10 protein-coding genes are annotated in these 14,736 nt (G+C 33.0%); 6 read left to right on the top strand and 4 right to left on the bottom strand.

What is annotated here, in order from left to right:
* Positions 1-103: 103 nt before the first annotated feature.
* Together IRZ83_RS10440 and htpG are read right to left on the bottom strand one after the other, a co-directional pair.
* Positions 104-916 carry a hypothetical protein gene (locus IRZ83_RS10440; RefSeq protein WP_194568582.1) on the bottom strand — a complete coding sequence of 271 codons (813 nt, stop codon included), beginning with the start codon at positions 914-916 and terminating at the stop codon, positions 104-106.
* 119 nt (positions 917-1,035) lie between these two features.
* The gene (gene htpG / locus IRZ83_RS10435) at positions 1,036-2,919 is read right to left on the bottom strand and encodes a molecular chaperone HtpG (RefSeq protein ID WP_194568580.1); all 1,884 of its coding nucleotides are present in this window, start codon (positions 2,917-2,919) and stop codon (positions 1,036-1,038) included.
* 201 nt (positions 2,920-3,120) lie between these two features.
* On the opposite strand from htpG, the gene IRZ83_RS10430 reads away from it, so the two are divergent.
* The 3 genes from IRZ83_RS10430 (at position 3,121) to IRZ83_RS10420 (ending at position 5,404) form a co-directional block, all read left to right on the top strand.
* The gene (locus IRZ83_RS10430; protein WP_029272175.1) at positions 3,121-3,624 is read left to right on the top strand and encodes a lipocalin family protein; all 504 of its coding nucleotides are present in this window, start codon (positions 3,121-3,123) and stop codon (positions 3,622-3,624) included.
* A gap of 30 nt (positions 3,625-3,654) precedes the next feature.
* Complete coding sequence (locus tag IRZ83_RS10425; RefSeq protein ID WP_029272176.1) at positions 3,655-4,350, top strand: OmpA family protein; 696 nt, start codon at positions 3,655-3,657, stop codon at positions 4,348-4,350.
* 103 nt (positions 4,351-4,453) lie between these two features.
* A complete protein-coding gene (locus IRZ83_RS10420) occupies positions 4,454-5,404 on the top strand; it encodes an ABC transporter ATP-binding protein (RefSeq protein WP_194568868.1) in 951 nt (316 codons plus the stop codon).
* A 117-nt stretch (positions 5,405-5,521) separates the two neighbouring features.
* On the opposite strand, the gene IRZ83_RS10415 is transcribed toward IRZ83_RS10420, so the two are convergent.
* A complete protein-coding gene (locus IRZ83_RS10415; protein WP_194568578.1) occupies positions 5,522-7,933 on the bottom strand; it encodes a prolyl oligopeptidase family serine peptidase in 2,412 nt (803 codons plus the stop codon).
* Positions 7,934-8,195: 262 nt separating this feature from the next.
* Between IRZ83_RS10415 and IRZ83_RS10410 the strand changes: the two genes are divergently transcribed.
* Both IRZ83_RS10410 and IRZ83_RS10405 read left to right on the top strand, forming a co-directional pair.
* Entirely contained in the window at positions 8,196-9,203 is a 1,008-nt protein-coding gene (locus tag IRZ83_RS10410) for a 3-oxoacyl-ACP synthase III family protein (protein WP_194568576.1), read from the top strand.
* A gap of 111 nt (positions 9,204-9,314) precedes the next feature.
* Complete coding sequence (locus IRZ83_RS10405) at positions 9,315-9,986, top strand: copper homeostasis protein CutC (RefSeq protein WP_029272180.1); 672 nt, start codon at positions 9,315-9,317, stop codon at positions 9,984-9,986.
* A 102-nt stretch (positions 9,987-10,088) separates the two neighbouring features.
* Here IRZ83_RS10405 and IRZ83_RS10400 read toward each other — a convergent pair whose 3' ends face one another.
* Positions 10,089-12,506, bottom strand: coding sequence for a TonB-dependent receptor domain-containing protein (locus IRZ83_RS10400; protein ID WP_194568574.1), 2,418 nt, complete (start codon positions 12,504-12,506; stop codon positions 10,089-10,091).
* A gap of 331 nt (positions 12,507-12,837) precedes the next feature.
* Between IRZ83_RS10400 and argS the strand changes: the two genes are divergently transcribed.
* Complete coding sequence (argS, locus tag IRZ83_RS10395) at positions 12,838-14,616, top strand: arginine--tRNA ligase (protein ID WP_194568572.1); 1,779 nt, start codon at positions 12,838-12,840, stop codon at positions 14,614-14,616.
* Positions 14,617-14,736: the final 120 nt, after the last annotated feature.

Raw genomic sequence — 14,736 nt, 5'->3', positions numbered from 1 at the left:
AAATAGTTTGAATGTAGTAAGCGGTGGATTTAAATTTTAATAAAAAATAAATCCCAATCTATTTCTACATTGGGATTTGTTTATTTTTATAAAAATGAGCTTTTTACATTGATAAATTATAGCTAACACCGCTTTCGTGTGTGTAGGTAAAATTACTGTCGCAATCGCCGTTTCCGTAGTCAATAACTCCTTTAAGAAATCCGCCTTCAATTTTTAGTTTTCCTTTAGAAACATATAAGCAAGAATATTTTTTAACTAGTGTTTCTTGCACAGTAAGTGTTAACGTTGCACCTTTTTCTGTAGTCACTGTGTGAGTTCCTTCTGTCATTTCGTAAACATTATCTTCTAATACATATGGAGTGTCTACGCCTGCAGTTTGTTTTACAGTGTGAGATCCAGAATTTGTATAAACTCTTCCCTGCAAATCAGTAAATTTTCCGTTAGTTACTTTTCTGCTCCATTGTGGTACAGTTGCTACAGTTGTAGTATTTGTGTATTCAATAGTTCCTTCTAATTTTATTCCGTTTATAGAATAATCAATTCTTTCAATAGTCAATTTGCTTCCTGTGTTGATAATTGGTCCTGAAAGTGTAATTTTTAATTTTCCTTTTCTCGTCAGTTGATTGTCTACACATCCAGCTGTTCCGTAATCAACCAAAAATACTTTTGGGTAAGATTGTCCTGTTGGAGTCGTAACAGTAATAGTTGCACAAGTCCCGGCAGCAGGTTTTGCAGTTGCACCAGTGTTTGTTACCAGCAGTCCTGTGTTAATGTCCATTTCGTTAGCTGCGTCTATGGCTACTGATGCTCCAACGGCTGTAGTATCCGTTTGGTTTGCAACTTCATCTTTAGAGCATGAAACATAAGTTAGTGCAGATGCACAGATAGTTAAAAACAAAAAAATGGTTTTTTTCATAGTGTTATTTGTTAAGGTTAGATTAAATAGGCGTTTCAAATGTAATAAAAAAAATGAATTGCAATAAAAAAATCCTGTAAGTTCAATTACAGGATTTTTAAAATAATTTAATAAAATTCTTATTTAATCATTTCAAAACTTCTTTTTACAAAAGCAGTCAAAGCTTCACCTTTTAATAGGTTTTGCGATAATTTTGCTAAGTCTAAAGCTTGTTTTACTAGGTGCTCTTGGTGTGTTTTGTCTTCTGTATTTAAAATACTTGAAGCTAAATCAGAATTTGTGTTTACAACCAAATTATACATTTCTGGCATATTTCCCATTCCGAACATTCCACCGCCTCCAGACTGACTCATTTCTTTCATTCTGCGCATAAATTCTGGTTGCGTGATGATAAACGGAGCAGCTTGACTGTCCATCGCTTCTAATTGAACACTGTATGCTTTTGGAATGTAAGCTTCTAATGAAGTTTTTAAAGTTTCTTTTTCTTCGTCAGATAATTTCGAAATCGTGTTTTCGTCTTTTTTGATTAAATTATCAATATGGTCAGAATCTACACGAACGAAAGTTAAACCGCTGTTATCACCTTCAATTTTTTGAATTAAATGTGAAATAATCGGAGAATCTAAAAGTAATACTTCGTATCCTTTTGCTTTTGCTGTTTCAATATAAGAGTGTTGTGCTTCTTTATTTCCAGCATACAGAACGACAAGTTTTCCATCTTTATCTGTTTGATTGTCTTTTAGTTTCTCTTTTAATTCTTCAAGAGTAAAATAAGTGTCATCTACAGTTGGGTATAATACAAATGCACCAGCCTTTTCGTAGAATTTATCTTCAGACAGCATTCCGTATTCTAAAACAATCTTAATGTCGTTCCATTTTGATTCAAAATCAGCACGGTTTTCGTTAAATAAAGCTTTTAATTTATCAGCTACTTTACGAGTAATGTAGTTAGAGATTTTCTTAACAGCTCCGTCAGCTTGCAAGCCAGAACGAGAAACATTTAACGGGATGTCCGGAGAGTCAATAACTCCTTTTAGCATTGTCAAAAATTCAGGTACAATTCCTTCTACGTTATCTGTAACGTAAACTTGGTTTTGGTACAATTGAATTTTATCTTTCTGAATTTGTAAGTCAGAACCCAATTTAGGGAAATACAAAATTCCAGTTAAGTTAAACGGATAATCTACATTTAAATGAATGTTGAATAAAGGTTCTTCGAACTGCATTGGATACAGTTCTCTGTAAAAGTTTTTATAATCTTCATCAGATAATTCAGTTGGCTGTTTTGTCCAAGCTGGATTTGGATTATTAATAATGTTGTCGATTTCAACTGTTTCGTTGATGTAATCTTCAGGGGCATCTTCCGGTTTTGGAAGTGTTTCTGTTTTTGTTCCGAATTTAATTGGAATAGGCATAAACTTATTATACTTATTCAATAATCCAGCGATTTTAGAATCTTCTAAAAATTCAAGAGAATCTTCAGCGACGTGCAAGATAATTTCTGTACCGCGTGAAGTTTTGTCAGCTGGCTCTAAAGTAAATTCAGGGCTTCCGTCACATGTCCAGTGTGCTGCTGGCTCATCTTTATATGATTTTGTAATGATTTCTACTTTTTCTGCAACCATAAAGGCAGAGTAAAAACCAAGACCAAAGTGACCAATAATTCCAGAATCTTTAGCAGAATCTTTGTATTTGTCTAAGAATTCTTCAGCTCCAGAAAAAGCAACTTGGTTAATGTATTTTTCTACTTCATCAGCAGTCATACCTAAACCTTGGTCGATAATGTGGATTTTTTTACCTTCTTTGTCAACTTTAATTTCAATAACCGGATTTCCGTATTCAACTTTAGCTTCGCCAATACTAATTAGGTGTTTTAATTTTAAAGTAGCATCGGTTCCGTTTGAAACAAGCTCACGCAAGAAAATTTCGTGATCGCTATACAAGAACTTTTTGATTAAAGGAAAGATGTTTTCTACTGAAACATTAATTTTACCTGTTGTCATATTTTTATATTTTTTAATTTAATGTTATGATTCTCATTCCTTCAAATAGAATACCAATTGTTTTTGGGGTGACAAAATGTCTTAAGTGTTAATTCTGAAAGAAAAAAATCAGATTTTGGAACTGTTAATCTTTATACGAATCGTATATTTGTGGTATAATAATTGTTAAACGTGTAAGTATTAACTTAAAAAAATTACAAAATGAAGAAAATTATTTTCATTTGCTTGATGGCCACGGTTTTATTTGCGTGTAAATCAGCTTCGTCCACTACAGCTTCTACAGAAGCACCAGCACTTTCGACTAAACTTGACAAATCTACTCAAGTAGCTATTAAAGGAAATTGGGTTTTAACCAATGTTTCTTATCCAGGTTCAGACTATATTAAAGTAAATTCATTTGATCTTGCCGATTCAAAATGTTTTATTGGCAGCACTTGGAACTTTATTTCAAATAATAATAAAGGTACAATGACGCTTACAGCACCAAGCTGTACTGCATTTACATCTCCAATCGTTTGGAGTATTAATAATCAAGGGCTTTTTGTTCTTAAAATTGTAGATCCTGGTACAAAATCTAAAAATGTAAAATCAGGTTATTTACTAAAAGTTGCAGGTCTGAGTGATAACTCATTTCAGTTAATTGACAACATCAATGTTGGTGGTCAAACTAAGGATGTAACGTACCAATTTCAAAGAGCTAATTAAAAAGAGCCAATTAATATAAAATTTATACACATGAAAAAGATAACAGTTTTAGGGTTAAGCAGTTTACTTGTATTAACTAGTTTTTTTGCAAGCTGTGATTCAGTAAAGAATGCAAATAATACACAAAAAGGAGCCGGAATTGGAGTAGTTGCCGGTGGTCTTATTGGTGGAATTTTAGGTAATAACTTAGGACACGGTGGAAATGCCGCGCTAGGTGCTGCCATTGGTGCTGCCGTAGGTGGAGGAACTGGAGCCTTGATTGGAAATAAAATGGACAAGCAAGCTCGTGAAATTGATCAAGCGCTTCCGGGTGCTGACGTAGAAAGAGTTGGTGAAGGAATTCACTTAACTTTAAACGAAAATGCTGTTCGTTTTGATACTAACAAATCAACTTTGACTTCAACAGCTAAAGCAAATTTAGATAAATTGGTTCCTGTATTCAACGATTACGGAGATACTGATATTCAAATTTTTGGTTATACTGATAATACAGGAAAACCAGAATATAACTTAACACTTTCAGGACAAAGAGCAGCTTCTGTGCAGGCATATTTAGTTTCAAAAGGATTAAAATCGAGCCGTTTCAAAACTTCAGGGTTAGGAATTGTAGATCCGATTGCAACAAATGATACGCCAGAAGGAAGAGCGCAAAACCGTCGTGTAGAGTTTTCTATCACAGCAAATGATAAAATGGTAAATGATGCTAAAGCTGAGGCTGGAAAATAATTTACTGCAATAAAAAATCTTAAAAGCTGTTTCTTAATTGAAGCAGCTTTTTTTTTGACTTTAGAAATTAAACATTGTAAATTTGGACTTTCAAATACAACCCATGCTCGATATTCAGAATATTTCTTTTTCGTATACAGATAAACCCGTTATCAAAAACGTTTCTTTCACTATAAACAAAGGTGAAAATATTGCTATTATTGGCGAAAGCGGCTGCGGAAAAAGTACGCTTCTTAAACTGATGTATGGTTTATATGATTTAGATGAAGGGAAGATTTTTTATGGAGATACACCTATTTTGGGACCAAAATATAATTTGATTCCAGGAATGCCTTACATGAAATATCTGGCGCAGGACTTTGATTTGTCTCCCTTTGAAACAGTTGCTGAAAATGTTGGAAAATTTCTGTCAAACGGTTTTGCCAATATGAAAAAACTCCGCGTTCAGGAATTGCTGGAAATGGTTGAAATGGAACAGTTTTCGAATGTAAAAGCTAAATTTTTAAGTGGAGGTCAACAGCAAAGAGTAGCTTTGGTTAGAGTTTTAGCTTTAGAACCAGAAGTAATTTTGCTAGACGAACCTTTCAGTCAAATTGATGCTTTTAGGAAAAATGCTTTACGCCGAAATTTGTTTCGTTACCTAAAACAAAAAGGAATTACCTGTATTATAGCAACACACGACAGTACAGATGCGTTGTCGTTTGCAGATGAAGCAATCGTTATGCGAAATGGAGAAATTATCGTAAAAGATAATCCGACAAAAATATACGAAGATCCAGAAACTAAATATGTAGCGTCATTGTTTGGTGAAGTTAACGAAGTTCCGACTCATCTATTGCTTTCTTACGAAGATGAAACGCATAAAACTTTGGTTTATCCGCACCAGTTTAAAATGGTGCCCGAATCAAAATTGCCGGTAAAAATCAGAAGAACTTATTTTAGAGGAAATCATTATTTGATCGAAACCGTTTATAAAAGACAATTGATCTTTTTTGAAAGTGAAATTGACTTGCCTCTTGAGCAGGAAATTTTCTTAGGATTGAATTATCTGTAATTAGAAAATTTGTCAATGTAAAAATTAAATAATTTTTTCTGACTAAAAATAGCAACCCCGACAGTCCTGAAGCGCAGAGATTGCCGGGGTTGTTTTTATTTTATGATTTGGATTAATCTAGTTTTTTAAATATTTTTCTAAAAACTGATCTTGTTCCCAAAGCAAGTGCAAAATATTTTCTTTGGCTACATAACTGTGCGCTTCTTTTGGTAAAATCACCATTCTTGCATTTGCTCCTAAACCTTTTAAAGCTTGAAAATAACGTTCTGTCTGCAAAGTAAAAGTTCCAGGATTATTATCGGCTTCACCGTGAACTAGTAAAATTGGTGTTTTCATTTTGTCAGCATTCATAAAAGGCGACATTGTATTGTAAACTTCTGGAACTTCCCAATAGTTGCGTTGTTCAGTTTGAAATCCGAAAGGAGTTAAAGTTCTGTTGTAAGCACCGCTTCGAGCTATTCCACATGCAAAAAGATTAGAATGTGTTAATAAGTTTGCTGTCATAAATGCACCATAAGAATGTCCGCCAACAGCAACTTTTTTGCGATTAATGTAACCTAAAGCATCAACAGCATCAATTGCAGCTGCAGCATTATCTACCAATTGAGAAATAAAGTTGTCATTAGGTTCTGTAGTTCCTTCTCCAATAATTGGGAAAGCAGCATCATCTAAAACCACATATCCTTTCGTTACCCAATACACAAAAGATCCGTAATATGGAAAAGTAAATTCATTTGAGTTTTGAGTAGATTGACTAGCACTGTTTCTGTCTTTATATTCTGCTGGATAAGCCCAGATTAACAGCGGTAATTTCTCTTTTTTTGTTTTATCATAACCAGCAGGCAAATATAAAGTTCCAGACAATTCAAGTCCGTCTTTACGTTTGTATTTGATTACTTCTTTACTGACGTCTTTAATACTTTCAAAAGGATTTTTAAAAGCAGTAATTGGAGTTAAGCTGTTTTGTTTTTTAATATTTCTGAAATAATAATTTGGCGGTTCATTTTTAGACTGAATCTGAACCAAAACTTTACCGGATTTAAAATCTTCAATTTCCATCAAATCTTCTTTTTTATCTTTATAAGAAGAAGTATAAATACGTTTTGATTTTAATGTTTTTAAATTGAATTCGTCTATAAAAGGAAATTGGCCCGTTTTAGTATATCCTTCGCCAATACGAAAAGCATTGTCATTTTCGATCGCTAATACATATTTGTTGTATTCGTTTTTCTTAGTTTCAAATTTTCCTGGATCTGAATAAACATCTTGCGAATTTCTGTCTGAAATCAGTTTTGGCTGTTCGCTTGGTTTTGATGGATTTATTAAATAGGTTTTAGTATTTCTTGTGTCATACCATTCATCATAGATAACAGCAATATTATCATTACCCCAAATTACATCGCTAAAACGTTGAGGTGTTTTTACTAATGAAGTTGCTTCGTTTGTAAAGGGAGCTTCCCAAAGAAAAACTTCATCTCTAAAATCTACTTTGTTCGCAGGATCTCCTTCGTCTAAAGCAACTGTGTAAGATAATGTAGCAGGTTTATCTGTTCTCCAGCTCATATCTCTTTTTCCTTTTCTAGTAGCCATAAAACCTTTTGGCATTACTTCATTTAAGGGCACTTCGTTTACTATTTTGATTTCTTTTCCTCTTGAATCGTAAACAACTGTTTTAGAAGGAAATCTGCTTAGCGGAACGACATATGAAAATGGCTTTTGAATCGTAGTAAGCATAATGAAATTTCCATCAGGAGAGATTCTTTCTCCAGCGTACATTGCTGCCTCTTTAAACAAAACTGCATTTCCGCTTAGATTTACTTTGTATAATTCAGATGTAATGATGTTCTCGAAATTAATTTCATCATTTGTGTTTTTCAACATATCTGGATACGTTCTGTTTGAAGATTTTTGTCCAGAAGTATTTGAAATAATTGGTCCGGTTGGCAAATCTTTTTTAGAATCTAATAAAGGCTGTCTGTTTTTTGGAAGCATTTTTACCAAAATAGTTTCGTTGTCTAAAAGCCAGTTAAACGGATTTCCAAGATTTGCATTAACAGTAGCATCTGTGAGTTTGACAGCTGCAGCAGTCGCAACATCTAAAACCCAAAGCTCAACGCCTATAGCGGTAGTGTGCGAAAACAATATTTTTTTATCGTTTGGCGACCATTGAATGTTGCTTATTTTAGGATTAGCCGGCAAGCCTGTAACTTGTACTTCTGCAGTGCCGTTTATTTTACGAACTTTTAAATTGTTTAAATACGTAACAGTACTTGAAATGTTCGTAATAGGATTAATTCTTAATCCGCCCAAACGAAGTTCTTCTTGGTTTAAATCATCTAATGTTTTGTATGTACTTCTATACATTAATAACATGTATTCTTTTTTAGTATCCATAGATACTGTCGGAGCTCTTTCGTAATCTGCTAAATCTAATATAGATTTTGATGGTTTTTGGTAGGTTAAGCTTTCTTGGGCAAAAGCTATAAAACCAATGTTTAGAAATAAGAGTAGTGTGACCTTTAATTTCATAATTTGAATTTTTGGAGTTTAAAAATGGTATTCGTAATGTTTGACTAAAGTACTTCTATCTTGTTACATTTTAAACGTTAATTTTCAGACTTTTCATTGTTTTTGAGCAAAAACTGTTTTTTCAAAAGAGAATTAGTTTTAATTGGCTTTATAATTAAAGTATATTAAATTGCTAATAACGAAAAAAACACTAATTTGTACGCTTATGTTTTAAAGTATACGTAAATTTGCAATCCAATTTTTTAACAAATAATAAAAGAATATGTATCATTCAAAAATAGCGGGCTTAGGATATTATGTTCCTTCTAATGTTGTGACCAACGATGATTTGTCTAAGATTATGGAGACTAATGACGAATGGATTCAAGAAAGAACAGGAATTCAGGAGCGTAGACATATTATTCGTGGAGAAGATACCACAACTTCAATGGGAGTAAAAGCAGCTAAAATTGCAATAGAACGTTCTGGCGTAGCCAAAGAAGATATTGATTTTGTAGTTTTTGCTACATTAAGTCCAGATTACTATTTTCCAGGACCTGGAGTTTTAGTACAACGTGATTTAGGATTGCGTACAGTTGGAGCACTAGATGTAAGAAACCAATGTTCTGGTTTCGTTTATGCAATTTCTGTTGCAGATCAGTACATTAAAACCGGAATGTATAAAAATATTTTGGTAATTGGCTCAGAAGTGCATTCAACTGGATTGGATATGACAACACGCGGGCGTGGCGTTTCGGTAATTTTTGGAGATGGAGCAGGAGCGGCAGTTTTAAGCCGTGAAGAAGATTTGTCTAAAGGAATTTTATCAACGCATTTACATTCTGAAGGACAGCATGCTGAAGAATTAGCTTTACAGGCTCCTGGAATGGGCGCACGCTGGGTAACTGATATTTTAGCAGATAATGACCCAAATGACGAAAGTTATTATCCGTATATGAACGGCCAGTTCGTATTTAAAAATGCAGTTGTTCGTTTTGCCGAAGTAATTAACGAAGGCTTAGAAGCAAATGGCCTGCAAGTTTCAGATATTGATATGCTGATTCCTCATCAAGCGAATTTGAGAATTTCCCAATACATTCAAAATAAATTCAAATTGACAGACGATCAAGTGCATAATAATATTCAAAAATACGGAAATACAACTGCAGCATCTATTCCAATTGCTTTGACAGAAGCTTGGGAACAAGGAAAAATCAAATCTGGTGATACAGTAGTTTTAGCCGCTTTCGGAAGTGGATTCACTTGGGCGAGCGCTATTATTAAATGGTAACTTAATTCATCTTGTATTATATTTAAAACCTGCTCTTTTTGGAGCAGGTTTTTTTATAAATTTGTTTGTGTCAGCGCGGAATGACAAACTAGAAGAAATAGCTTTAAAATAATGAAAAAAAATCAACTAGAAATAGCCTGCTTCAATTACGATTCAGCAATAATAGCGCAAGAAAGCGGCGCTGACAGAATTGAATTATGTGACAATATGAATCTTGGCGGTACAACTCCAAATTCTATATTAGCGGTAAGAGTGCGAGAGAAATTATCCATAAAAATGCATGTGATAATAAGACCGCGTGGGGGAGATTTTGTTTATACTGATGAAGAGTTTGTTGAAATGAAACAAGATATTAAACAGTTTAAAAAACTTGGAGTTGATGGTTTTGTATTCGGGATTTTAAATTCTGATGGAACTGTAAATAAGAAACAGAATCGAGAGTTGGTAAACCTGTCTAGTCCGTTATCTTGCACTTTTCATCGCGCTTTTGATTATGTTCCTGATTTTGAAAAATCGCTGGAAGATGTAATTGATTGTGGATTTAAGACCATTCTGACTTCCGGACACGGAAAAAATGTAGAAGAAGGGATTTTCGATCTAGAATTGATTCAAAAATTAGCCAAAGACAGAATTGAGATTATGCCAGGCGGAGGACTAAGATCTTCAAATATTAAATTATTACAAGATAAACTCGAGCCAACATTTTTTCATTCTTCAGCCATTACAGATAATACGGAAACAGCAAATCCTGAAGAAATAAAAGAATTAAAAAACTTTTTATAAATAAATAAGAAAGTAAAAAAGGCCTGGAGTTGGCATACTCCAGGCCTTTTTTTCTACAAGAAATTATTCAAAAATATTAAAACTTACTATTATAAGATGGGATTAAAACATTCCACCGCCACCTTTATTAGTGTTGTCTTCTCTTTGTTTACGCTGTAAATTCTTGATTTTTGCGCCTCCAAAGTTATATGTCAGACCTAGATAAACCGTTTGGCTTTCCCAAGTAAACTGTCCAGTTTGCGGATAAGGATAGATTCCATCAAATGCATATCTCATTGTATTGAAAACATCATTAAAACGTACACTTATATTCATTTTGTTGTCTAACAATGTATAGCGTGAACCGATGTCCATTTTGTACATTTCTTTTCTTTGTTGTTGTATTTCATTAACCGGTCCTCTGTAAAAACCAAACAATAAAAAGCTTAAACGTTTTGTAGGCTTAAAGTTTGAGTTCATACGAGCATTAAAAGCTGAAGTTGTGACACTGCGTTGAAGCGGTGAACTTGTGCTTGTTGCAGGATCAAATACGAATACAACTCCTTCTTGTTTTATGCTTGAGAAATCAATAGATGGTTGGATATCCCACCATTTTGTGATTTTATAGTTAAGAGAAACATCAAAACCATAAGCGCTATTATTATCATAATTTGTAAAGCTTAAGATCTGCTTGTATCCTGAAGCATCATTAGGATCAGGGCTTAAAGTTCTGCTAATTTGATCGTTAATGCTTCTTACGAAAATACCGGCAGTGATACTTCCTTTTTCAAGAGTTTTAGTATAATTTACTTCTACAGAGTTTGTAAACTGAGGTCTTAATTCAGGATTTCCGTATGAAGTTACTAAAGGAGTAGAAAATTCACGAATAGGTTTTGTCTGCTCTAAACTCGGACGGTCGACACGACGGCTGTAGCTTAATTGCAAAACGTTTTTCTCATTTAAATTGTAAGTCAAGTAAGCTGATGGATATAATGTAATATAATCATCATCAAATTTAGTTGCACCATGGTTTAAATTAGCGGCAACTTTATAACTTTCAAAACGAGTACCTAATTGGTAGCTGAATTTTTTAAATTTTTGTCCAAAAGTTACATACGCTGAATAAATATCAGTATCATAAGTATAATTAGAAATTTGATTTGCTGCAGGAACCGAAGGATTTCCAGTATTGTAATCATTATTAGTTCTTGTTACTCTTGCCTCAGCACCAGCTTCTAATGTTGTTTTATCGTTTAGCGGATTTACATAATCAACATTTATAGTGCTTAATTTTCTTTGATCACCAATCACATCGCTATAAATAACATTGTTTGCTGTATTGTCAGGTCTTGTTGTTTGAGTATCAAAACTTGCGTTTTGAGTTACTTTAGTATCGCTGTAGTTTCCTTCAAAATCTAAAGTGTGTCCTTCTTTCTTAAAGATATGTTTGTATGCCAAGTTATAAGTTCCAGTTTTATTTGGACCTTGATATCTCGATTTTTGGTAAATATTCATAATGTCTGGATCACCATTGTTGTAGTCAATATCCGTAATTACATTTCCTTCTCCGGTTGATTTATTTTGATTGGTATAAAATGATAAAGTATTGTGATCATTTATTAAATAATCCATACCAACTTTATACAAATAATTATCATTTTCATTCGAAATATTTAATTTTTGATTAACGTCTTGATCTAATCTTGTAATTCTACCGTCATTAAAATACGTTCCAAAATTTTGACCTGCATTTCCGAAAAAGTTTACTTTTCCAGTTTTGTAATTCAAATCTAAAGATTGATTGTATTTAGCAGTTTCTCCAAAAGTAATTCCTCCACTATAACTTCCGTTAAAACCAGTATTTGCATTTTTGTGTAAAATAATATTGATGATTCCAGACATTCCTTCTGGATTGTATTTTGCACTTGGGTTTGTAATCAACTCAATTTTTTTGATAGAAGTTGATGGAATTTGTTTTAGCAATTGAGCCGGATCAATATTAGATGGTCGTCCGTCAATTAATACACGTACATTGTCGTTTCCACGAAGTGAAAGTTTTCCATCTTGATCTACATTTACAGAAGGAATATTACTCATAATGTCAGATGCTGAAGCTCCGGCAGTAGTTAAATCTTTCCCTACTGTAATTACTTTTCGGTCAATTTTTTGTTCCATTGTTGAGCGTTCGGCAACAATATTTACGCCTTTAAGCTGTGTTGCTTCTTCTTCAAGACCAACATTAACAGTAGCTGTTTTTTTGTTTTCACTTAAAATTGCAGATCCAATATATTTTCTAAATCCGATATATTGAATTTCGATTGTGTAGCTTTTTAAAGCTAAATTTTTAATAGTAAAATCACCATTATCATCTGTATTAACTCCTGAAACTACTTTACCGTTGTCCTTGATTGATACCGTAGCATAAGAAATAGGTGCGTTATTCGATTTTTCAGTGATTTTTCCAGAAATTGTCCCTGAATTCTGGGCTTGTGCTGTTGCCATTACTCCCAGTAATGCTAACAGAAAGAATTTTAATTTCATAATTGTAATAAATTGATTATTTTGATTTGATTGATGATGATGATTTTTTTATTTTTTGTTTTGTTAGATTTTTTCGCCTTAAACGAATTCAAAGCTCCTATTAAGACTCTTTTATCATCGATATGTTACAGATAAAAGTCAAAAAAAATATTTTTTTTATGTGTTAACCCTGTTTTATAAGAGATTAGTGTTTTAATTTTTTGATAATTTTAACATTCGAAACAAACTTCTTTTTAAGAAATTCTAATTGTTTTGTGTGATTTTATATCTTTTTCATTTTCTGTAATTGATGAATAAGCAGTATCTTTGCTCACTTTAAAAATAAGTTTACATGTCATTATCACAAATTCTTACACCTTCTATACAAAAAGCAATTCAGGCATTATTTGATGTTACTGTTGATAAAATCGAATTTCAGACTACTAGAAAAGAGTTTGAAGGCGATATAACAATGGTAATTTTTCCATTACTAAAAGTGATTAAAAGCAATCCAGCCGAATTAGGGAATAAAATTGGAAATTATTTAGTTGAAAATGTTTCTGAAGTAGCTCGTTTTAATGTGGTTTCTGGTTTTTTGAATATTGTAATTTCAGATAGTTATTATTTGAATTTCTTTAATGAAATCAAGGATAATAATAAGTTTGGATATGTAACACCAAACCCAGAGGATAAAGCTATTATGGTCGAATATTCTTCACCAAATACAAATAAGCCACTGCATTTAGGTCACGTTCGTAACAATTTGTTAGGATATTCGGTTGCTGAAATTATTAAAGCTTCTGGTAAAAAAGTTTACAAAACACAGATTATCAACGATCGTGGAATCCATATTTGTAAGTCGATGCTGGCTTGGGAGAAATTTGGAAATGGAGAAACTCCAGAAAGCTCAAATTTAAAAGGAGATAAGTTAGTTGGGAAATATTATGTTGAATTTGATAAAGCTTATAAAGCAGAAATCAATCAATTAATAGAAACTGGTAAAACCGAAGAAGAAGCAAAGAAACAAGCGCCAATTATTATTGAAGCACAAGAAATGCTTAAAAAATGGGAAGCGGGTGACGATCAAGTTATTTCACTTTGGAAAAAAATGAATGAATGGGTTTATGAAGGTTTCGCAACTACTTATAAAAATCTTGGCGTTAATTTTGATAAATATTACTACGAAAGCAATACCTATTTGTTAGGAAAAGATGTGGTTCAGGTTGGTCTTGATAAAGGTGTTTTCGAAAAAGATCCCGATGGTTCAGTTTGGATTGATTTGACAGATGAAGGTTTAGATCGTAAAATTGTTTTGCGTTCTGATGGAACTGCGGTTTACATGACACAAGATATCGGAACAGCAATTCAGCGTGTAAAAGATATGCCAGATGTTGGCGGGATGGTTTACACAGTTGGTAATGAGCAAGACTATCACTTTAAAGTTTTGTTTTTAATTCTAAAAAAATTAGGTTTTGATTGGGCTTCAAGTCTTTATCACTTATCATACGGGATGGTAGATTTGCCATCTGGAAAAATGAAAAGCCGTGAAGGAACTGTTGTAGATGCTGATGATTTGATGCAAGACATGACAGATACGGCAAAACAAATCTCAGAAGATTTAGGAAAACTAGACAGTTATTCTGCCGAAGAGAAAGCCAAATTGTACAATACAATCGGTCTTGGTGCTTTGAAATATTATATTTTAAAAGTAGATCCTAAAAAACGTATTTTATTTAATCCAGAAGAATCGGTTGATTTCGCAGGAAATACGGGTCCCTTTATTCAATATACATATGCCAGAATTCAATCTATAATTCGTAAAGCCGATTTTGATTTTGCGTCAAAAACAAATACTAAAGAGCTTCACGAAAAAGAAAAAGAACTGGTAAAACAAATCGAACTTTTTCCAGAAGTAATTCAAAATGCTGCACAAAATCACAGTCCAGCGTTGATAGCAAATTATACTTATGATTTGGTGAAAGAATACAATTCGTTCTATCAGTCAGTACATATTTTAGGAGAAGTAGATTTAACAAAAAAGATTTTCAGAGTCCAGCTTTCTCAAAAAGTAGCTGAGGTTATTAAGTCAGCATTTACTTTGTTAGGAATTGAAGTTCCGGAGAGAATGTAAGACTTCTTACAGCATATTTAAAAAAGGCCGATAGTTTTAAAACTATCGGCCTTTTTTGTTTTTAAATGCCTTCCATCATCGTTAATCCTAATTGTCTGAAATTCTTTATGTTATTTTGAT

It is taken from the genome of Flavobacterium sp. JLP (genome assembly GCF_015350755.1).
GTDB lineage: Bacteria > Bacteroidota > Bacteroidia > Flavobacteriales > Flavobacteriaceae > Flavobacterium.
The sequence above is the reverse complement of the archived record's forward strand: the minus strand, read 5'-3'. Positions and strand labels throughout refer to the sequence as shown.

Coding starts and splice junctions, on each gene's coding strand:
- IRZ83_RS10440 (WP_194568582.1), bottom strand. CDS start 916: ATGAAAAAAACCATTTTTTTGTTTTTAACTATCTGTGCATCTGCACTA.
- htpG (WP_194568580.1), bottom strand. CDS start 2,919: ATGACAACAGGTAAAATTAATGTTTCAGTAGAAAACATCTTTCCTTTA.
- IRZ83_RS10430 (WP_029272175.1), top strand. CDS start 3,121: ATGAAGAAAATTATTTTCATTTGCTTGATGGCCACGGTTTTATTTGCG.
- IRZ83_RS10425 (WP_029272176.1), top strand. CDS start 3,655: ATGAAAAAGATAACAGTTTTAGGGTTAAGCAGTTTACTTGTATTAACT.
- IRZ83_RS10420 (WP_194568868.1), top strand. CDS start 4,454: ATGCTCGATATTCAGAATATTTCTTTTTCGTATACAGATAAACCCGTT.
- IRZ83_RS10415 (WP_194568578.1), bottom strand. CDS start 7,933: ATGAAATTAAAGGTCACACTACTCTTATTTCTAAACATTGGTTTTATA.
- IRZ83_RS10410 (WP_194568576.1), top strand. CDS start 8,196: ATGTATCATTCAAAAATAGCGGGCTTAGGATATTATGTTCCTTCTAAT.
- IRZ83_RS10405 (WP_029272180.1), top strand. CDS start 9,315: ATGAAAAAAAATCAACTAGAAATAGCCTGCTTCAATTACGATTCAGCA.
- IRZ83_RS10400 (WP_194568574.1), bottom strand. CDS start 12,506: ATGAAATTAAAATTCTTTCTGTTAGCATTACTGGGAGTAATGGCAACA.
- argS (WP_194568572.1), top strand. CDS start 12,838: ATGTCATTATCACAAATTCTTACACCTTCTATACAAAAAGCAATTCAG.